Source organism: Leifsonia naganoensis (assembly GCF_013410615.1).
In the GTDB taxonomy this organism is placed as follows: domain Bacteria; phylum Actinomycetota; class Actinomycetes; order Actinomycetales; family Microbacteriaceae; genus Leifsonia; species Leifsonia aquatica.
Genome location: NZ_JACCHJ010000001.1, coordinates 1,802,130 through 1,821,024 on the forward strand (window position 1 = coordinate 1,802,130; position 18,895 = coordinate 1,821,024).

At 72.1% G+C, this 18,895-nt stretch carries 25 protein-coding genes; 15 read left to right on the forward strand and 10 right to left on the reverse strand.

Annotated elements, in window-relative coordinates:
- Positions 1 to 10 precede the first annotated feature (10 nt).
- From HNR14_RS08720 to HNR14_RS08770, 11 genes are all read left to right on the forward strand, one after another.
- Positions 11 to 403, forward strand: a complete 393-nt coding sequence (locus HNR14_RS08720; protein ID WP_021763782.1) for a flagellar basal body rod protein FlgC — start codon at positions 11 to 13, stop codon at positions 401 to 403.
- Positions 403 to 708 carry a flagellar hook-basal body complex protein FliE gene (gene fliE / locus HNR14_RS08725; protein ID WP_179700715.1) on the forward strand — a complete coding sequence of 102 codons (306 nt, stop codon included), beginning with the start codon at positions 403 to 405 and terminating at the stop codon, positions 706 to 708. Before HNR14_RS08720 ends, fliE begins: the two co-directional genes overlap by 1 nt.
- Positions 708 to 2,294: a flagellar basal-body MS-ring/collar protein FliF gene (gene fliF / locus HNR14_RS08730; protein ID WP_021763784.1), complete on the forward strand. Its 1,587-nt coding sequence runs from the start codon at positions 708 to 710 to the stop codon at positions 2,292 to 2,294. Before fliE ends, fliF begins: the two co-directional genes overlap by 1 nt.
- Positions 2,291 to 3,310: a flagellar motor switch protein FliG gene (fliG, locus tag HNR14_RS08735; RefSeq protein ID WP_179700716.1), complete on the forward strand. Its 1,020-nt coding sequence runs from the start codon at positions 2,291 to 2,293 to the stop codon at positions 3,308 to 3,310. Before fliF ends, fliG begins: the two co-directional genes overlap by 4 nt.
- Complete coding sequence (locus tag HNR14_RS08740; RefSeq protein ID WP_179700717.1) at positions 3,300 to 3,959, forward strand: FliH/SctL family protein; 660 nt, start codon at positions 3,300 to 3,302, stop codon at positions 3,957 to 3,959. The genes fliG and HNR14_RS08740 overlap by 11 nt, the downstream gene beginning before the upstream one ends.
- On the forward strand, positions 3,956 to 5,269 hold the full coding sequence (locus HNR14_RS08745) for a FliI/YscN family ATPase (protein ID WP_179700718.1): 1,314 nt from the start codon (positions 3,956 to 3,958) through the stop codon (positions 5,267 to 5,269). The genes HNR14_RS08740 and HNR14_RS08745 overlap by 4 nt, the downstream gene beginning before the upstream one ends.
- Complete coding sequence (locus tag HNR14_RS08750) at positions 5,269 to 5,715, forward strand: hypothetical protein (protein WP_179700719.1); 447 nt, start codon at positions 5,269 to 5,271, stop codon at positions 5,713 to 5,715. The genes HNR14_RS08745 and HNR14_RS08750 overlap by 1 nt, the downstream gene beginning before the upstream one ends.
- Positions 5,712 to 6,377 (forward strand): C40 family peptidase, encoded by a 666-nt coding sequence (locus tag HNR14_RS08755; protein WP_179700720.1) that lies wholly within the window; start codon positions 5,712 to 5,714, stop codon positions 6,375 to 6,377. The genes HNR14_RS08750 and HNR14_RS08755 overlap by 4 nt, the downstream gene beginning before the upstream one ends.
- Positions 6,374 to 7,966, forward strand: a complete 1,593-nt coding sequence (locus HNR14_RS21350; protein ID WP_179700721.1) for a flagellar hook-length control protein FliK — start codon at positions 6,374 to 6,376, stop codon at positions 7,964 to 7,966. The genes HNR14_RS08755 and HNR14_RS21350 overlap by 4 nt, the downstream gene beginning before the upstream one ends.
- A 49-nt stretch (positions 7,967 to 8,015) precedes the next feature.
- Positions 8,016 to 8,444, forward strand: a complete 429-nt coding sequence (locus HNR14_RS08765; protein WP_179700722.1) for a flagellar hook capping FlgD N-terminal domain-containing protein — start codon at positions 8,016 to 8,018, stop codon at positions 8,442 to 8,444.
- 120 nt (positions 8,445 to 8,564) lie between these two features.
- Positions 8,565 to 9,734: a flagellar hook protein FlgE gene (locus HNR14_RS08770; protein ID WP_021764559.1), complete on the forward strand. Its 1,170-nt coding sequence runs from the start codon at positions 8,565 to 8,567 to the stop codon at positions 9,732 to 9,734.
- 95 nt (positions 9,735 to 9,829) lie between these two features.
- Here the strand turns inward: HNR14_RS08770 and HNR14_RS08775 are convergent, their stop codons facing one another.
- The 3 genes from HNR14_RS08775 to HNR14_RS08785 are packed head-to-tail and all read right to left on the reverse strand — an operon-like array spanning position 9,830 to position 11,312.
- Positions 9,830 to 10,351, reverse strand: coding sequence for a P-loop nucleotide/nucleoside kinase family protein (locus tag HNR14_RS08775; protein WP_179700723.1), 522 nt, complete (start codon positions 10,349 to 10,351; stop codon positions 9,830 to 9,832).
- Between the two features lie 32 nt (positions 10,352 to 10,383).
- On the reverse strand, positions 10,384 to 10,794 hold the full coding sequence (locus HNR14_RS08780; RefSeq protein WP_179700724.1) for an arsenate reductase ArsC: 411 nt from the start codon (positions 10,792 to 10,794) through the stop codon (positions 10,384 to 10,386).
- 47 nt (positions 10,795 to 10,841) lie between these two features.
- Complete coding sequence (locus HNR14_RS08785; RefSeq protein WP_179700725.1) at positions 10,842 to 11,312, reverse strand: hypothetical protein; 471 nt, start codon at positions 11,310 to 11,312, stop codon at positions 10,842 to 10,844.
- Positions 11,313 to 11,435: 123 nt separating this feature from the next.
- Between HNR14_RS08785 and HNR14_RS08790 the strand changes: the two genes are divergently transcribed.
- Complete coding sequence (locus HNR14_RS08790) at positions 11,436 to 11,780, forward strand: ArsR/SmtB family transcription factor (protein ID WP_021764555.1); 345 nt, start codon at positions 11,436 to 11,438, stop codon at positions 11,778 to 11,780.
- Positions 11,781 to 11,888: 108 nt separating this feature from the next.
- The gene (locus HNR14_RS08795) at positions 11,889 to 12,533 is read left to right on the forward strand and encodes a cation efflux transmembrane domain-containing protein (protein WP_425485050.1); all 645 of its coding nucleotides are present in this window, start codon (positions 11,889 to 11,891) and stop codon (positions 12,531 to 12,533) included.
- Between the two features lie 89 nt (positions 12,534 to 12,622).
- Here HNR14_RS08795 and HNR14_RS08800 read toward each other — a convergent pair whose 3' ends face one another.
- Positions 12,623 to 13,945, reverse strand: coding sequence for a sodium:proton exchanger (locus tag HNR14_RS08800; RefSeq protein ID WP_179700726.1), 1,323 nt, complete (start codon positions 13,943 to 13,945; stop codon positions 12,623 to 12,625).
- 325 nt (positions 13,946 to 14,270) lie between these two features.
- Positions 14,271 to 14,693 (reverse strand): DUF2000 domain-containing protein, encoded by a 423-nt coding sequence (locus HNR14_RS08805; protein ID WP_218874999.1) that lies wholly within the window; start codon positions 14,691 to 14,693, stop codon positions 14,271 to 14,273.
- Positions 14,694 to 14,742: 49 nt separating this feature from the next.
- Here HNR14_RS08805 and HNR14_RS08810 point away from each other — a divergent pair, with 49 nt between their 5' ends.
- Both HNR14_RS08810 and HNR14_RS08815 read left to right on the forward strand, forming a co-directional pair.
- The gene (locus HNR14_RS08810) at positions 14,743 to 15,537 is read left to right on the forward strand and encodes a helix-turn-helix transcriptional regulator (RefSeq protein WP_179700728.1); all 795 of its coding nucleotides are present in this window, start codon (positions 14,743 to 14,745) and stop codon (positions 15,535 to 15,537) included.
- Between the two features lie 9 nt (positions 15,538 to 15,546).
- Positions 15,547 to 16,296, forward strand: coding sequence for an ABC transporter permease (locus HNR14_RS08815; RefSeq protein WP_179700729.1), 750 nt, complete (start codon positions 15,547 to 15,549; stop codon positions 16,294 to 16,296).
- A gap of 45 nt (positions 16,297 to 16,341) precedes the next feature.
- Here HNR14_RS08815 and HNR14_RS08820 read toward each other — a convergent pair whose 3' ends face one another.
- From HNR14_RS08820 to HNR14_RS08840, 5 genes are read right to left on the reverse strand one after another with little or no spacing between them, the layout of a single operon-like run.
- A complete protein-coding gene (locus tag HNR14_RS08820; RefSeq protein ID WP_179700730.1) occupies positions 16,342 to 16,602 on the reverse strand; it encodes a Txe/YoeB family addiction module toxin in 261 nt (86 codons plus the stop codon).
- Complete coding sequence (locus tag HNR14_RS08825) at positions 16,599 to 16,850, reverse strand: type II toxin-antitoxin system Phd/YefM family antitoxin (protein WP_179700731.1); 252 nt, start codon at positions 16,848 to 16,850, stop codon at positions 16,599 to 16,601. The genes HNR14_RS08820 and HNR14_RS08825 overlap by 4 nt, the downstream gene beginning before the upstream one ends.
- Before the next feature lie 49 nt (positions 16,851 to 16,899).
- Complete coding sequence (locus tag HNR14_RS08830) at positions 16,900 to 17,727, reverse strand: OmpA/MotB family protein (protein ID WP_021762675.1); 828 nt, start codon at positions 17,725 to 17,727, stop codon at positions 16,900 to 16,902.
- A gap of 1 nt (position 17,728) precedes the next feature.
- Complete coding sequence (locus HNR14_RS08835; RefSeq protein WP_021762676.1) at positions 17,729 to 18,547, reverse strand: motility protein A; 819 nt, start codon at positions 18,545 to 18,547, stop codon at positions 17,729 to 17,731.
- A 15-nt stretch (positions 18,548 to 18,562) separates the two neighbouring features.
- Positions 18,563 to 18,844 (reverse strand): flagellar FlbD family protein, encoded by a 282-nt coding sequence (locus tag HNR14_RS08840; protein WP_021762677.1) that lies wholly within the window; start codon positions 18,842 to 18,844, stop codon positions 18,563 to 18,565.
- Positions 18,845 to 18,895 lie beyond the last annotated feature (51 nt).

Below are 18,895 nucleotides of genomic sequence, written 5' to 3' on the forward strand. Positions count from 1 at the left end.
AGCACCGGCGATGACATTCGACGCGATCGGGATCGCGGGCACGGGTCTCACCCTGCACCGCAAGTGGCTGGACGCCGTCTCGGACAACCTGGCCAACATCAACACCGCGAAGCCCACCGACGGCGCGGCCTTCCAGGCGCGGTACGTCGTGGCCCAGGAGGGCCAGGGCGTCTCGGGCGCGTACGTCGCGGGTGCCGCCTACGGCAGCGCGGAGGGGCGCATGGTCTACGAGCCGGACAACCCCGTCGCTGACGCCGAGGGCTACGTGCGCTACCCCGACATCGACCTCTCCGAGCAGATGGGCGCCCTCATCATGGCGCAGCGCGGCTACCAGGCGAACGCCGCCGTGGTCGACCGCGCCAAGGAGACCTACCAGGCCGCTCTGCAGATCGGAAAGAACTGATGCCCATCCCTGCGATCTCCGCCATCGGCTCGGTCGACGCGACCAGCTCCGCCGCCGCCGTCACCGGCACGGCCGGCACCGGGGGAGCGGCCTTCGGCGACGCCCTCAGCGGCGCCATCGACAACCTCCAGCAGCTGCAGGGCACGAGCGACAAGCTCGCGATCCAGGCCGTCACGGGCAACCTCGACGACATCCACGACGCGACGCTCGCCTCCACCCGCGCCCAGGTCACCCTCGAGCTCGTCGCGGGCGTCCGCAACAAGGCGGTCGACGCGTTCAACGAGATCATGCGGATGCAGGCCTGATGCCCCAGCAGGTGACGAGCTTCTTCCGGCGGATCGGTGACTCGATCCGCGGGTTCTCGCTGGCCCAGCGGGTCATCGCCATCATCGGCGTGGCCGTGCTCGCCCTGGGCATCACCGGGATCGCGATGTGGGCCTCCCAGCCCACGTACACGCCGCTGTTCTCGGGGCTGCAGTCCTCCGACGCCTCGGCCATCGTGGACCAGCTGCGCACCGACGGCGTGCAGTACCAGCTGACCGACGGCGGGGGCACCATCCTGGTCCCGCAGCAGAGCGTGTACGACGAGCGGTTGAAGGCCGCGTCGGCGGGGCTGCCGTCGTCGTCGACCGGGGGATACTCGCTGCTCGACAAGATGGGCGTGACGTCGTCCGAGTTCCAGCAGTCGGTCACCTACAAGCGGGCGATGGAGGGCGAGCTCGGCAACACCATCGCGGCGATGAAGGGTGTGAAGACCGCCTCGGTGCGTCTCGCCATCCCGGAGGAGACGGTCTTCGTCTCCGAGAAGAAGGACCCGACCGCCTCCGTCTTCGTCGAGACGCAGAACGGCGTCACGCTGAGCCAGGACCAGGTCCAGGCGATCGTGCACCTGACCAGCGCGGCCGTCACCGGCATGCAGCCGACCGACGTCGCCGTCATCGACGCGAACGGCACCGTCCTGAGCGCCGTGGGAACCGGCGCCGTCGGGGGAGCGGACAAGCAGGCCGGCGACTACGAGGCTCGTGTGAAGACCGCGGTGCAGGACATGCTCGACAAGGTGGTCGGCCCGGGCAACGCGACGGTCGCCGTCGCAGCCGACGTCAGCAAGGAGTCCGCGCAGCGCACCGAGGAGTCGTACACGACGCCGACCGACGCGCCGTCCCTCAGCGAGACGACGCAGAAGGAGACCTACACCGGGTCGGGCGGATCGGCCGCCGGCGTACTCGGCCCCGACAACATCGCTGTCCCGGACGGCACGAACGGCAACGGCACGTTCAATTCCGAGTCGGCGACGAAGGACAACGCGGTCGACAAGGTCACCGAGCAGCGCACCATCCCCGCCGGCGCGATCAACCGCCAGACCGTGTCCGTCGCTCTCAACTCCGACGCGGTCGGCAGCGTCAGCACCAACGAGATCCGCAACCTGGTGAACGCCGCCGCCGGCATCGACACCAAGCGCGGCGACTCCGTCAGCGTCGAGATGGTGCCGTTCAGCAAGGCCGGGGCGACGGAGGCCGCCAAGGCGCTGCAGGAGGCGAAGGACGCCGCCGCGGCGGACCAGCTCACCGGCATCATCCGCACCTCCATCATCGCGGCGGCGGTGGTGGCCGCCCTGATCATCGTCATCGCCCTGGTGCGCCGCGGCCGGCGCCGGGCGTCGGAGCAGACCGAGATCGAGGAGGAGTCGCTGGCGTTCGAGGCGTCGCCGTTCCCCATCCCGCTCGAGCAGGCCGCGCCGACCGTGCCGATCCCGCTCGAAGCGCCCGACCCCGACAGCCCCGAGCTGGAGGCCGAGCGCCGCCGCTCCGAGATCGAGGCTCTCGCCGAGCGCGACCCGCAGAAGACCGCGGAGTACCTGCGCAGCCTCATGGATGATCGGGCCGGCGTATGACGGACGCGAAGACGCCGCTGACCGGCCCGCAGAAGGTCGCCGTCGTGCTGATGAACATGGATCAGCAGCGCGCGGCCCAGGTGATGAAGCAGTTCTCCGACGAGGAGGCCGACGAGATCACCGCCGAGATCATGCGCCTGCGCCGGGTCGACCCGGGGATCGCCGAGAAGGCGATGACCGAGTTCCATGACCTCGCGACGCGCGGGGCGGTCTCGACCCGTGGCGGGCGCGACATCGCGGTCGGGCTGCTGGAGGCCTCTTTCGGCGCCGAGCGGGCGACCGGCGTGCTCAACCGTGTTGCGTCCAACATGGCGGGCAAGCAGTTCGAGTTCCTGGACGCGGTCGAGCCGGGCCAGGTGCAGATGCTGCTCGCGGGGGAGCTGCCGCAGACGAGCGCTCTCGTGCTCGCGCACTTGCGTGCCGACCAGGCGTCCCGGGTGCTCAGCGGCCTGGACGAGGCGGCCCGCACCGAGGTCGCGCACTCGATCGCGACGATGGGATCGCCGAGCCCGGACGCGGTGCGCGTGGTCGCCGACACCCTCAAGCAGCGGGCGAGCGCGGTGGTCGCCTCCCGTACCGCGAGCGACGCGGTGGGCGGCGTGCAGCCCCTCGTCGACATCATCAACCGCTCCGATGCCGCCACCGAGAAGGCGCTGCTCGAGGCGCTCGAACTCCGCGACCCCGAGCTGGCCGAAGAGGTGCGCTCGCGCATGCTGACCTTCGACGACATCGTGCGCCTGGAGGCCCGCGACGTGCAGCAGGTGCTGCGCGGGGTGGATGTCGCCGTGCTCGCGGTGGCCATGAAGGGCGCCCTGCCGGCGGTCGAGGAGATCATCACGGCCAACCTCTCGGAGCGCAACCGCGAGGTGCTCGCCGACGAGGTGCGGATGCTCGGCCCGGTGCGCCTGTCGCAGGTGGAGGATGCGCGCGCGGCGATCGTCCGCGCCATCCGCGACCTGGAGGCCACGGGCGTGATCACGGTGCAGCGCGGGGACGAGGACGCGTATGTCGAATGACACCGCCTTCGCTCCGCTCGCGATCCCCGTGCTGGCGGAGACCGCGCAGGAGCAGGCCGCGCTCGCGTCGGCGCGCTCGCGCGGGTATGCGACGGGTTTCGCCGACGGCCGCCGCGCGGCCGCCGAGGAGCAGGCGGCCTGGCTGGCCGCGGCCGACGAGGCTCGGGCTCTGCAGGAGGAGCAGGTGTCGGCGCGCATCGGCGTCCTGGCCCAGGCTCTCCGGGCCGCGGCCGTCGAGCTGCGCGAGGCGACCGTCCCGGTGCTTGCCGAGGTAGAGGATGTGCTGGTCGAGGCCGCTTTCGAGCTGGCATCGGCCGTGGTCGGCGATGCCCTGGGCGACCGAGTCGCAGCGGCGCGCGCGGCCGTCGCGCGGGCGTTGTCGGGGGAGACCGCGGGGGAGGTCGCCGTCGTGCGCCTGAACCCGGACGACCTGGCGCTGCTCGTGGAGGCGGAGGCGGAAGCGGAGGAGCAGGCCGCTTCGGGCGGGAACGCCCGCACGAGCAGCACGCTCGTCACGGGTATCCCGGCCCCGCGCCTGGTGCCCGACCCCTCGATCGCCCCGGGCGACGCGATCGGCGAGCTGCCCGCGGGCTGGCTCGACGCCCGCATCTCCACCGCTCTGGCGCGAGCCAGGGAGGCGCTCTCATGACCGCGACGCTGCCCCGCTGGGATGTCGCCGTGCGCGAGGCCGCGGCCGAACGCGTCGGCCGCGTCAAGGCCGTCGTCGGGCTCGGCGCCGAGGTCGAAGGGGTCCCCGCGGCCATCGGCGACCTGGTGACGATCGGCGAGGCGCCGGGGGTGCACGCCGAAGTGGTCGCGACGACCGCCGACTCCGCGCGGGTGATGCCGTACGGACGCCTTACCGGCATCGCGGCCGGAGCGCCCGTCCGCGCCGTGCGCACGCCGCTGCTCGTCCCGACCGGGCGCGGGATGCTCGGCCGCGTGATCGACGCGCTCGGCCGTCCCGTCGACGGCAAGGGCCCGATCGAGCCGGACGGTTTCGTGCCCCTCGACAACCGCGCCCCGGATGCCATGCGCCGGGCGCGCATCCTGACCCCGCTCGGTCTCGGCGTGCGCGTGCTCGACACGATGGTCAGCGTCGGCCGCGGCCAGCGCCTCGGCCTCTTCGCCGGCTCGGGCGTGGGCAAGTCGTCGCTGCTGTCGATGATCGCGCGCGGCACCGAGGCCGACATCTCCGTCATCGCCCTGGTGGGGGAGCGCGGCCGCGAGGTGCGCGAGTTCCTCGAGGACGACCTGGGCCCCGAGGGCCTCGCCCGCTCGATCGTCGTGGTCGCGACCTCCGACGAGCCGGCGGTCATGCGCCTGCGTGCCGCGTTCGCGGCGACGCGCATCGCCGAGTCGTTCCGCGACCAGGGCGCGGACGTCGTGCTCATGATGGACTCCCTGACCCGTGTCGCGATGGCGCAGCGCGAGATCGGCCTCTCGGCGGGCGAGCCTCCCGCCACCCGGGGCTACCCGCCGTCGACGTTCTCCCTGCTTGCCCAGCTGCTCGAGCGCGCCGGCACCGGCGAGCGCGGCTCGATCACCGGCCTCTACACGGTGCTCGTCGACGGCGACGACCACAACGAGCCCATCGCCGACGCGGCCCGCAGCATCCTCGACGGCCACGTCGTGCTCGACCGGCGGCTCTCGGTCGTCGGCCACTTCCCGTCGGTCGACGTGCTCGGCTCTGTCTCCCGGCTCGCGACCCGCGTGACCTCGCCGGAGCAGCGGCAGGCGGCCACGGCGCTGCGGGCAACGCTCGCGGCCAAGGTCGCCGCACAGGACCTGCTCGACGTCGGCGCCTACAAGCCGGGCACCAACCCGCGCGTGGATGCGGCCGTCGCGAACGAGGACGCGATCAACGTGTTCCTGCGCCAGAGCATCGGCGAGCCCGCACCGGCGGGCGAATCGTGGGCGCGCCTCGGCGCGCTCGTCGCGAGGATGGGAGGGCTCTGATGGCACGCACGTTCCCCCTGGCCGGCCTGCTGCGGCTGCGGCAGATCGAGAAGGACCACGCGGCGAGCGACCTCGCCGCTGCCAACGCGCTGCGCCGCGACGTGGGGGAGCGGCAGGTGCGCGCGATCGCCGCGCTGCACGCCGTGCCCGTGGAGGCGATCGATGCGAGCACGCTCTTCGCGCTCGCCGCGGCCCGCGCCTCCAGCCGCAGCATGCTCGCCGATCTCGACGCCCTGGCGACGAAGGCCGAGGCCGAGGCCGCCGAGGCGCAGGAGGCGTTCACCGAGGCGAAGAAGCGCGCGGTCGGCCTGGAGAAGCTGGAGGCCCGGCACGCGTCCGAGCTCGCCGCGAGCGAGCTGGGCGCCGAGCAGGCGGCCATCGACGAGATCGCGACCGGCGCCTGGCAGCGCGACCGGTCGGCGGACGGACGGAGGAGCGGCGCATGACCGTGACCGATGCGATCGGCCGGATCGCGCAGATCCAGGCCACCCTGGTGCAGCTCGACAGCGTGACGTCGGGGACGGCGACCAGTGCCTCCACCTCGGCATCGTCGTCGACGACCGGCGCGACCGACTTCGCCTCCGCCCTCACGCAAGCCCTCGGCGGCGCGAGCTCGGCGACCACCTCGACCGGTGGGGTGACCGGCGCGGACGTCGTCGCCGACGCGAAGAAGTACCTCGGCGTGCCCTACGTCTTCGGCGGCACGAGCGCCTCCGGCCTCGACTGCTCCGGCCTCGTGCAGCGCGTCTTCAAGGATCTCGGCATCGACGTGCCGCGTCTCGTCTCCGGCCAGGGCACGGTCGGCACCGAGGTGCCGTCCCTCGCGCAGGCCCAGCCCGGCGACATCATCGTCTGCAACGGCGGCGAGCACATCGTGATCTACGCGGGCGACGGCAAGGTCATCCACGCTCCCAGCGAGGGCCGCAATGTGAGCCTCGTGGACAACTGGCTCACCGACTCCGACATCGTGACCATCCGGCGCGTGGTGCCGCAGGCGAGCACCGCGGCCACGGCCTCCTCCGCTGCATCGGCCTCCTCGCTCTCGTCGGCGCAGTCGGACGCCCTGCGCTCGCTCTTCACCTCCATGCTGCAGGGGAGCTCGCTGTGAGCCCCGCGGCGGTGGGCAGCGCGTCGGCGGCACCGGCGTCGAGCGCGGCGCCCGCGAAGGGGGCCGGCGCGGGTAAGACGGGCGGGGACGCCTTCGCGGCGCTCCTCAGCGGAGCGTCGGCCGACCGGGCCGACCGGGCCGACCGCCCGGACCGCACGGGTGCGGCGCAGCACGCTCGGCCGGCGCGGGATGCGCACGGCGTCCGCGAGGCCCACACGGCACGGCGCGGCGGGGATGCCCGGGATGCCGCCCGCGACCGCGCTGCGGACGACGCGACCGCGGCCTCGGACCAGGCCGCGGATCCGACAGCGGCCGACGCAGCCGATGCGAGCGGTGCGAGTGGTGCGAGTGGTGCGAGTGGTGCGGAGACGGGCGCGGCGACGGCGGCGACTGCGTCGTCTGCGGCGGCGTCCGTGACGCTGCCGGTGCTCCCGGCCGTCGTGCCGGCTCCTCCGATCGTTCCCGCGGCCACGACGCCCGCTCCCTCCGCGGCCGGAGAGCCCGGTACCGGGGACGCGAGCGACGGAGTCGTCGCGACGACCGCCGTGACAGGCACGGACGCAGCGGCGGGAGCCCCTGCAGCGGCACAGACGCTGGCCGCTGCGGGCGCCGGGTCGGCCGACCGGTCGGCGCGGCCCGCGCAGAGCGGGGGAGCGGCGGAGCCGTTCGGGACCGCCGAAACGCCCGCCGACAGCGCGCCGACCGCGGGCGGGACCACGAGCGCGAACGCTGGTGCGTCGCAGGGGCGTGGGGTCGAGGCCGCCCTCGCCCGTCCGACGGTCACGCCCTCGACCACGATGGATGCCGCCGGTGGCGCGCAGGGCGGCGCGACGGCCACCCCCGCCACTCCGACCGGAGACGTAGTGGCGACGACTGTGAGCGGCTCCGGGCGCCCCGACGCGGGCGCGGCCGCCGTCGCGCGGGCCGTCGCCGAGACCCCGGCCGTGCGAGTCGAGCCGGCCGCGCACCCGGGGGCGGACGCCGCCCGCGGAGCCGAGCCGCAACCCGCACCGGCCGCCGCGCAACCCGCCCCCGCCGCGCCGTCGCCGACGCTGGCTGCTCCGGTGGCCGCACCACAGCCTCCCGTGGCCGCCGCCCCGACCGCGCCCGTCGCTACACCGGCCCCCGCCGCTCCGCACACGCAGACGCTCGACGCGCAGCTCGCCCGGCCGGTGTTCACGCTCGCCGCCGCTGGCAAGGGGGAGCACGTCATGACCGTGCACGTGACGCCCGACACGCTCGGCCCTGTCACCGTGCGCGCGCACGTCGGCGGCGATGGGGTGCGGGTCGAGCTGTTCGCCCCGACCGACGCCGGGCGCGACGCACTCCGCGCGATCCTGCCCGACCTGCGCCGCGACCTCAACGGCGCCGGACTGAGCGGGACGCTCGACCTCTCGTCGCAGAACCAGCCGTCGGCGCAGCAGAACGCGTCGCAGCAGGACGGCCGCGACGGCCGCCTGCCCACGCCTCCCGAGACGCCGGGAGGCCGGCCGCGCGCCGGATCCGCGCTCGGCGAGCACCTGTCCGCCTCGCCGGGGCACGCCGCACCCGCGGACGGCCTCGCCCACTCCATCGACCTGATCGTCTGATCGCCCGATCGACGAACACCCAGCCAGAAGCCAGTAGAAGGGAGCCACCGTGGTCGACGCCGTCACCGGAACCGACACCGCCACCACGAGCGGGATCTACACCACCCAGCCCACGCGCACTCCGAAGCAGTCCCTCGACAGCGAGGCCTTCATGCAGCTGCTGGTCACCCAGCTGCGCAACCAGGACCCGAGCTCGCCGATGGACACCAACCAGATGATCTCCCAGACGACCAATCTGGCCATGATGGAGAAGCTCACCAACATGGACACGACGAGCCAGGAGGGCTTCGCCCTGCAGATGCGCACGGCAGCGGCCGCGCTCATCGGTCACACGGTCAGCTACCTCGACAAGAACGGCGACACCCAGACCGGGCTCGCCAGCTCGGTCTCGTACGCCGGATCCGTCCCCGTCGTCACCGTCGGCGACGCCAAGATCAACCTCGACGCCATCTTGGGCGTGGTCACCCCGACCGGCTGATCCTCCGCCATACAGCGTCCACCTAGCGCGTGGTCACCCCGACAACCGAGCCCTCCGGGTCCGGCTCGACCACCGCCTCCTGAATCCTCCGCCCCGCAGCATCCACAGAAAGGCAGCGTCATGCTCCGCTCTCTCTACTCCGGAATCTCCGGCCTCCGGTCGCACCAGACCATGCTCGACGTCACGGGCAACAACATCGCCAACGTCAACACGACCGCGTTCAAGTCCTCGGCCGTGCAGTTCCAGGACACCCTCTCGCAGCTCGTGCAGGGCGCGGGCGGCCCGCAGGCTCAGACCGGTGGCACCAACCCGGCCCAGATCGGCCTCGGTGTGCTCGTCGCCGGCATCTCCACCAACTTCACCCAGGGCGCCGCGCAGGCGACCGGCCGGTCGACCGACATGATGATCAACGGCGACGGCTTCTTCGTCACCAACGTCGGTGGGGAGACCGTCTACACCCGGGCCGGCTCGTTCGACCCCGACGCCCTCGGCCGCCTCGTCGGCCCCGGCGGCGCCATCCTGCAGGGCTACAACGCCGTGAACGGCGTCATCCAGCAGGGCGGTGCACTCAGCGACATCACCATCCCGCTCAAGGCCGTCACCCCCGCAGCGGCGAGCACCTCGGCGAACGTCAACGGCAACCTCCCCTCGGACGCTGCCGTCGGCGACCAGCTCGTCCGCGACATCTCGGTCTACGACGCCAACGGCACCGAGCGGAAGCTCACCCTGACGTTCACCAAGTCGGCCACGGGCTGGGATGTCGCCGGCACCGACGGCACCGCGAACGCCACCGGCGCGCTCACCTTCACCAACGGCGTCCTGACCGCGGGCGGCGCCCTGACCGTCGGCGGCGTCAACGTGAACCTCAGCACCGTGACCGGGTACTCCGGCCTCTCCACGGTCGCGTTCAAGGACCAGAACGGCCGCGCGGCCGGCACCCTCGAGTCCTTCACCCTGTCGAAGGACGGCACGATCATCGGCCTCTTCTCCAACGGCGACAAGCAGGCCGTCGCCCGCATCGCGCTCGCGACCTTCGTCAACCCGGGTGGCCTCGAGAAGGCCGGCGGCTCCACCTACCGCGCCACCGTCAACTCCGGCGCGGCGCAGGTCGGCGGCCCGGGCGAGGACGGCCTCGGCAACATCCAGGGCGGCTCCCTGGAGATGTCGAACGTCGACCTCTCGCAGGAGTTCACGAACCTGATCGTCGCCCAGCGCGGCTTCCAGGCGAACGCCCGCATCATCACCACCTCCGACGAGGTGCTGCAGGAGCTGACCAACCTCAAGCGCTGACGCGCTCCGCCCGTCGCCCGCCTCCGCCGAGGTTCACGACGTTGCGCTCATTCCACCCGGAATGGCCGCCACAACGTGAACCTCGGCGTTGCGGTTCAGGGGTTCAGGAGGGCGCGGACGCGTCGGGCGACGCTTTCGATGTCGACCGGGTACTCCGTATCCACTCTGAGCACCGGGAAGCCCGAGACGGGCTGCGCGTCGCGGTGGAACAGCTCCCACTCGTCCAGACGCTGCGCGTCATCGTGCGCAGGATGTCGCGGCCGCGTGAGATATCTCTCGCGGGCGATCTCCGCTGAAGCCTCGCACCAGAGTTCGACGCCGCTGGCGATGCCGGCCGTGTCGAGACCGCTCCGGAGGTACTCGCCGTCGCGACCGGAGAACCAGAACGACTCGACGATGACCGTCCCGTCGATCAGACCCACCAGTTGCCACATCGCGTCGGATGCGATCGCACCGACCCGGCTGGTGGGCAGCGGGACGGGGACGGCGTCGGCCAGAGCCTCCTTGATGTCGTCCTTCGTGACGAGGGGGAGCCCCAGCTCGTCGCAGAGGCGACGAGCGAGCGTGGTCTTGCCGGACGCGGGGGCACCATTGATGAGGAGAGCGCGGTCGGCCATGCCGCGACGCTACCGGAACCCGGCGTCGGCCGTCAGCGGGGGAGGAGCTCGCCCAGCAGCGCCTCGACCCGCTTCTTGATCTCGTCGCGGATCGGGCGGACCTCCTCGATCGGGCGCCCCGCGGGGTCGGTGAGGTCCCAGTCCTCGTAGCGCTTGCCGGGGAAGATCGGGCAGGTGTCGCCGCAGCCCATCGTGATGACGACGTCGGACTCCCGCACGGCCTCGGTGGTGAGGATCTTCGGCGTGGCTCCCGCGATGTCGATGCCCGCTTCGGCCATGGCCTGGACGGCGACCGGGTTGAGCTGGTCCTTCGGCTCGGAGCCTGCGGAGAGCACCTCGATGCGCCCGGCGGCCAGTTCGCGCAGGAACCCGGCGGCCATCTGCGAGCGCCCCGCATTGTGCACGCAGACGAACAGGACGGTCGGAGTCGTGGTGTCGGTCATGGTGTGACCATTCTCCCGTCTTCCTCGACGCCGCGCGCCTCCACTGCTCACATGCAGAGCGCCGTGGCCTGATCGACGTACGCCGTCACGGTGGGTGTGAGGTCGGTGCCGGCGCTCGCCGCGGCGGCGGTCACGTCGTCCCAGAGCGCGTCGAGGTGCGCCGACTGCTCGGCGGTCAGCTGGGGTGTGCACCGGGCCGCGATCGCGGAGGCGAAGTCGGCGACATCCTGAGGCGTCGTGCCCGCCGGTCGCGCTGCGTCCGCGTACCCGCCGTTGTTGCGCAGCCCGGAGTCGACGAGGGCCCAGAGCTGCGCGAGCGGTGCATCCTGAGCGGCGACCGCCGAGTCGTTCGGCTGGGGCGACAGCGACGGATCCGGTGCGCGGTTCGTCGTCGTCGGGATCGAGTGGTACTCGGGAGTCTGCGACGCGCCGTCGGCCGCCGGTTGCGACGACGCCGAGCAGCCGGCCAGAGCGGCGGCGCTCAGCACGACGGCGAGCACCCCTGCGAATCGCTTCATCATTCCCCCTTCGCGTCGATGCGCTCCTGCGCCGACATCCCCGGGAGGATTCTCGCGGGACGAGCCCGCCGCCGCAAGGGTCCGGCACTTCCGTTGATTCAGCGTTCGCTGTACTGTCGAGCCATGACCCTCACGACTCCCGCGGCGACGGTCACGCACACCGCAGCCCTCGCCCGCTTCGGCCACGCGCTCTCGGATCCGACCCGTGTCGGCATCCTCCTGGCGCTCCGCGAGGCCCCCGCCTTCCCGTCCGACCTCGCCGAAGCGCTCGGCGTCTCCCGCCAGGTGATGTCCAACCAGCTGGCGTGCCTGCGGGGCTGCGGCCTGGTCGAGGGGATGCCCGACGGCCGCCGCACCTGGTACCGCCTCGCCGACGGCCACCTCGCCCCGGCCCTCGACGAACTCCTGCGCGTCGTGCTCTACGTCGAGCCGGGATGCTGCGACGGCGACGAGTGCGGGTGCGCGTGAACACGGCCCCGGTCACCTCCGAGCGGACGCTGGTGCTGCGGCGGGCGCATCCGCTGGATCGTCTCCGCGACGATCGCCTACAACCTCGTCGAGGCGGTCGTCGCCCTGATCGCCGGAAGCGCGGCGTCCTCGGCCGCCCTGATCGGATTCGGGCTCGACTCCACCATCGAGGTGCTCTCCGCGGCCGCCGTCGCGTGGCAGTTCACCCGGCGCGATCCGGAGAGATGGGAGAAGGGCACGCTCCGCGCGATCGCCCTCGCGTTCTTCGCCCTCGCGGCATACGTCGTCGCGAGCGCCGCGCTCACCCTGATCGCACGGATCGAGGTGCAGCACTCGCCCGTCGGCATCGCCCTCACGGCGCTGAGCGTCGTCGTGATGCCGTTCCTCTCCGCGGCCGAACGCGCGGCGGGACGCGAACTCGAGTCGGCCACGGCCGTCGCCGACTCGAAACAGACCCTCATCTGTGCGTACCTCTCGGTGGCAGTGCTCGGCGGCCTCGTGCTCAATTCGCTCTTCGGCTGGTGGTGGGCGGATGCGATCGCCGGCCTCGTGATCGCCGGCTTCGCCGTACGAGAGGGTGTCGAGGCGTGGCGCGGTGACGCGTGCGCGACCGCGGTCGGCATGGTGCTCGAGGAGCAGGAGCCGCCGGTCACTCATCCACAGAACGCGTTCGATGGGACGCGGGACACGACGTGGCTACCGGAGCTCGAGGCGCAGCGGGAGGAGCAGGATCTGCGAGACCCTTGGTCATGAGCGCTCCGTCCGCAACGCCCGAGCGAGGTCCCGCCGAGGTTCACGTCGTGGCGTCCACTAGACGCGGAATGACCGCAACGACGTGAACCTCAGCGGCTCGGGGGCACCCTCCGTGCCCCGCCCCACTCCCGTGCGGCGGCGACAGGCTCCGCCGTGGCCGCGGGCTCCTCGACCGACCGGGCGAACGGCGCCCGGAGTGTCGGCCACAGCGTGCGCCACTGGATCGCGAACAGGACGACCGCGAGCGCCGCGTACACGCCCGAGACGATCCAGCGCGCCTCGGTGCCCGTGAAGACGAACGTCGCGGCGAAGAGCACGAAGAGCGCCGTCGCCCAGCGCCCGGCGAATCGCAGGCTCAGCAGCATCGCCACGCCCAGCAGGGTCTGCGTCGCGGTCAGTACGAACTCCTCCACCTGACGGCCATCCATCGGGAGGGCCCAGCCTCCCCCGCCCAGCGCGTGCGCGATCGGGAGGGTGCCGACTAGCGCCGTCCACTGGTTCACCTTGCTGGCGAGCAGGATGCCGATGCCCATGGCCGCCTTGCCGCGCATCGCGAAGATGATCGCGATGACGAACTCCGGGGCCTCCGACGCTAGCGGGGCGAGCCACTGGACGAGCAGGAAGTCGTCGATGCCGGCGGCCCGCCCGCCCTGGATGAGGCTGTGCGCGAACGGCTCGGCCAGCAGCAGGATGACGGCCGCCGAGAACACGAAGATCGCGATGACGGTCACGCGGCGCGCGACCGTCGGCAGGCCACCGATCGCGGCGGGCACGCCCACGAGCTCCGGCTCCTCGCTCTCGCCCTGCGCCACCTTCCACAGGTAGTAGACGAACAGTGCGAGGAGCACGACGCCGAGCAGTACGTGGATCTGACCGGTGAGGGGGATGGTGAGGGTGAGCACCGAGGCGATCATCAGCAGCCCGAGCTCCACCCGGTTGTCGCCGGGGAGGCGCACGGCGAACGGCCGCGGGCTGACATCCGGGTCGACGGGGCGGCGGCGTGCGCGCGCGGCGCGATAGACCAGGAAGGCGACCAGGAGAATGAACGGCCAGCCGAAGCCGAGGAGCAGCCGGTTCGAGCCGGTCATGTTCGCGGCGGCGTACTGCGCCTGGCTCGGGTCGCTGCCGGCCGTGAAGGCGAAGTAGAGGTCGATCGCGTACTCGGGCAGGATCGCGATGATCGCGAGGAGGCCGACGGCGAGGCCACCGGAGATGTCGACCTCGGCCGCCTCGCCCGCCCACGCCAGCGCGAACGCGGCGGCGACGATGGCGACGCCGAACATGAGGATGCCGACGACGGGCGCCGGCTCGACGCCGCTGAGGCGCAGGGCGACACCCTGCGCCGTCACCAGGGCGACGATTCCGAGCGGGATCACCAAGCGCCGGGCGCTGCCGGTCGTTCGCGTGTCCATGTACTGCCTTCCGATCGTGACGACCGGGCAGGTACGACGAGAGGAGCCCGGTCACCGTGTGCTGATGACCGAAGGTCTCGCTCGCCCAGAGACTGGGAGGCACGCCGGGCCGCGTCTTCGCGAGCCAGTATGTCGACGTGCCGCGCGCCCGGAATCGGACGCTGAGCTACTCCCCTTCGCCCGTCAAGCCTGGCAGGAACGGCCGTGCGGGGCCGAGCCGGGGAGGCGGATTACCAGCATTTCGCGTGCCCTAACTTCCGCGGTAGGCGAGGGGTCCGGAAATGTCGCGCGACGCGTCAGGCCATGTCAGAACGGGCGACGTCAGTCATGCAGGCGCGCCCTTCGCGACGCGGTCGACCGCGTTGCGCGGGCCTCGGACGGCGATCCCGACCAGGTCGAGGTCGGCGGTGGAGACGGCGGCGACGGCCTCCCGATTCGCCTCGTCGTGACCCGTCGAGAACAGCTCGCGGGTGTAGACGGCGGTCGCGACTCCCCGGGACTCGGCCCGGCCGCGCGCGGTGCTGAGCAGCTCGCCGTCCCCGGTCATCACCACGACGGGCTGGCGCAGCATCGGCAGGTACTCGACGCCGTCGGCGTCACGGTACGGCTCCCCGACGAGGCCGGGCGCGCTGGTGGCGATGCCGCTCACGAGGAAGGCGGTGACGTTCAGCTCCTGCCAGGGCGCGAGCCCCTCGCGCAGCAGGACGACGATCTTGGTGTCGAATCGGGGGGAGGCGGCGTCTGTCATGCCTCCAGCCTCCCCGCCGGCGCACGGCCGCGTCTTGTACATTCCTTGCATGGTCGAGTCGGTCCGCGCCTGGCACCCCGCGGTGCCCGACGTGCGCGAAGTGCTGCACGCGACCTTCGACCACGCCTATCCGGCGCACACCCACGACGCGTGGACCGTGTTGCTGATCGACTCCGGCGTCGTCGCCTTCGAGCTCGGCCGCGAGGCGCACCGGGCCGCGCCCGGATCCATCGCCCTGCTGCCTCCCGGCGTCGCGCACGACGGGCAGTCCGCGGTCCGCGACTCCGCCTACCGCAAACGCGTGCTGTACCTGGAGCCGGAATGGCTGCCGCAGGGGTTGCCCTCCGTCGCCGTCGGCCGGCCGACGATCGGGGCGCGCTCGGCCGTCTCGGCGGTGCGCCGTATCCACGGGGCGCTCGGCTCGCCCGGCGACCTCCTCGCCGCCGAGCACTGGGTGCACGCCCTCCGCCACGACCTCCTCGGCCACCTGGGCTCGCCCGTGGACGAGATCCGGGATGCGCCGCTCGCCCGGCGCCTGCGCGAGCTGCTGGACGACCGGCTGACCGAGACGTTCACCCTCGCCGAGGCCGGAGGCGAGCTCGGTGCGAATCCGAGCCACCTGATCCGCGCGTTCTCGCAGGCGTACGGCATCGCGCCGCACCGCTACGTGACCGGCCGCCGCGTCGATCGCGCTCGCCGCCTCCTGCTCGACGGCCGGACGGCGGCCGAGTCCGCGGTGCTGGCCGGGTTCCACGATCAGGCGCACCTGACGCGCCACTTCCGGCGCACGCTCGGCACGACCCCGGGCGCGTTCGCGCGGGCGGCCGGGGCCGGCGCGGCATAGGCTCGCGTCGTGCCGATCGTCCGCGAACTCGCCCCGACGCTCCTGGGCGTCGCGGTCCTCGCGCTCATCGCGACCGCCGTGCTCGCGGTCTACCGGGTGCCGCGCCGCTGGGCGCCCGTGCTGGCGATCCTCCGCGGCGCGGCCCAGCTCGCGGTGATCAGCGTCGTTCTGTCCGGCGTGATCACCAGCCCGCTCTGGGTGTCGCTCGCCCTGCTGGTCATGTTCTCGGTCGCCGCGGTGACCGCGACGCGACGGGTCGGCTGGACCGCCGGCCACGCCGCGATGATGGCGTCGGCCATGGCGATCGGCGTCGGCGTGACCTCCGTCGTCGTCTTCGCGACCGGCGCCATCGAACTGAGCGCCCGCTACGCGCTGGCGATCGGCGGCATCGTGATCGGCAACGCCATGAGCATCGCGACCCTCTCGGGCCGGCGCTTCACCGAGGCCGTCGACGACCACTGGGACGAAGTGGAGGGGTGGCTCGCCCTCGGCGCGACTCCTCGGGAGTCGACGCTGCACCAGGCGCGCACCGCGGTCTACTCGGCGCTCATCCCCTCGGTCGACCAGACCAAGACGACGGGTCTGGTGACGCTGCCGGGAGCGTTCGTCGGCGCGATCTTCGGAGGAGTGTCACCGCTGGAGGCCGGACGGTTCCAGGTCGTCGTGCTGGCGGCGATCATGTGCGCGGGCGCCATCACCGCGGTCATCGTCGCCGCGTGGCTCGCGCCGGTGCGGGTGCGGCCGGCGCCGCTGCGGTAGGCGCCGCTGCGGTAGGCGTCGCTGCGCGAGGAGCGAGAAGAACGCTCAGGGCGCGTAGTGGTAGCGGCACTGCGCGATGAGGACCGCATCGTCCGTGACCCGGTAGACCAGCCGGTGCTCGTCCGTGATGCGCCGCGACCAGAACCCCTGGAAGCCGTGCTTGAGCGCCTCCGGTTTGCCGATCCCGCTGTTGCCGTTGCGCTGGATGTCCGTCAGCAGAAGGTTGATGCGCTTGAGGACGCGCCGGTCCTGGCCCTGCCAATAGAGGTAGTCCTCCCAGGCGCTCTCGTCCCAGACCAGCCTCATTCGAGCGGATCGTGCTCGGTGCCTCCGCCGTCGCCGAGTCGTTCGATCGACTCGATCAGACGGCGGGCGTTCGCCGGGCTGCGCAGGAGGTAGGCCGTCTCTTTCAGGGACTCGTAGTCCTCGAGGGCGACCATCACGACCGGCTCGCGGCCTGCGCGCGTGATCACGACCTCCTCGCGGTCGTCGAGCACCGCGTCGAGCGTCGCCGCGTAGTGCGCGCGCGACTCCGAATAACTGATGGTCTTCATCGCAACCTCCTTACGTACAAGAAATTGTACGCCACCAGCGCGTGTCGCGTCACCCGCCGGTGGTGGTCCCGGCGGGGGTGGTGCCCGACTGGAGCGCTTGGGGGATGAGCTCGCGGATGCGGTCCGGCTGTGCCGACAGCACCACGACATCCACGCGCCGGTTGAGGGCGAGATCCTGATCGGTCGTGCCGGTGGCGTTCGCCATCGGGCGGGCGGAGCCGAAGCTGACCGCGGCGATGCGCTCGGCGGGGAAGCCGTCGGACTCGACGAGGTGGCGCAGCACGCTGGTCGCGCGGCCCGCGGAGAGCTCCCAGTTGGTCGGGTACGGGGCGCCGGGCTGGCGCACGTCGGCGTGGCCCTCCACCGACACCTGGTACACCTCGGGGGCGATCACCGGGCCGATGTCGTCGAGCACGCGCACGGCGGTGTCGCTCAGCTCGGCATGGTTGGAGTCGAAGAAGGTGGAGCTGCCGACGAGCCCGATCGTGAGGCCGCGGGCGTCGATCTTCATCTGCACCGCATCCTGCAGCCCGTCCCGGGTGAGGGCGGCCTGGATGGCGTCGCGGATGCGCTCGAGGTTCTGCGCCTCCTGCTTGGCGAGCTGGAGGTCGGTGGTGTCGCCCTTCTGATCCACCTGCGCGGGCGGGACCACGACGCCGCTGGCCGTGTCGACCTTCTCGGTCTTCACCTGGCCGAAACCCGTCGCCAGCGAGTTCTTCAGCGCCTCGAACTTCTTCTGATCGACCGTCGACATCGCGAACAGCACGATGAACATGCACATGAGCACGGTGACCATGTCCATGTAGGACGCCATCCAGCGCTCTTCGTTCTCGTGCTCCTCCGGCTCCTCCTGCTTGCGCCGGCGACGGGCGGACACGTCAGGCCGCTTCTTCGGCGGGAGCCTTGGCCGCGGCCTTCGCCGCCTTCTCGGTCTTGCCGCTCTTCGCCTCGGCGCCGCCCGGGACCATCGCGCGCAGGCGCTCGCCGAGGAGGCGGGGCTGGCTGCCGGCCTGCACGGCGAGCACGCCCTCCATCAGCAGGTTCATGCGCTCGACGTCGAGCTCGGAGAGGCGGCGGAGCCGGGCGCCGATCGGCAGCCACAGGAAGTTCGCCGACAGGAGGCCCCAGAGCGTCGCGACGAACGCGCTCGCGATCATCGGGCCGAGGTGGCCGGGGTCGTCGAGGTTCTCGAGCACGTGGGTCAGCGACACGACGGTGCCGATGATGCCGATCGTCGGCGCGTAGCCGCCCATCGACGAGAAGAACTTGGCGGCGACGCGGCTCTGCTTGGAGCGCGTCGCGATCTCGTCCTCGAGCAGGATGCGCAGCTCGTCGCCGTCGGTGCCGTCGGCGATGTTCTGCAGCGCGCCCTTGAGGAACGGGTCGGTGACGCCCTCGGCCTCCTGCTCCATGGCGAGCAGGCCGTTGGACCGGGCCGTCTCGGCCAGGCGCACGACCTCGTCGATCACCTGCTCCGGCGGCTCGATCTTGCCGCGGAAGGCGCTGGGCAGCGCCTTCACCGCGATCAGGAAGTCCTTGATCGTGCCGCTGGCGATGCCGACCGCGATCGTCGCCCCGAACACCAGCACCATCGGGGCGGGCAGCAGGAGCGCGGTCAGGTGGCCGCCCTCCAGCGTCACCATGGCGACGACGGAGCCGAACGCCAGGACGATGCCGATGATGGTTGCCGGATCCATGGGGGTTCTTCCTCGCTACTTCTTGCGTGCGTGCAGGGGGACGGCCCGCAGGCCCTCCTGCTGCTCGGCGGGGGTCGGAACCGGTCGGGGGCCGGAGGCGGGCAGGTCGTGGGCCAGCGCGATCACGCGGGCCCGGTAGGCGGCGATCTTCTCGATCACCTCGGCCATCGATTCCGTGACGATGAACTTCGCACCGTCCACCATCACGAGCGTCGTGTCGGGACTGGCGTGGATGCGCTCGATCAGATCCGGGTTGACCGCGAACTGGCTGTCGTTCAATCGGGTGACGACGATCATGGGCGCGAATCCTGGTCTCGGCTCCGGGTGAGCCGTCACAGGGGCACTATC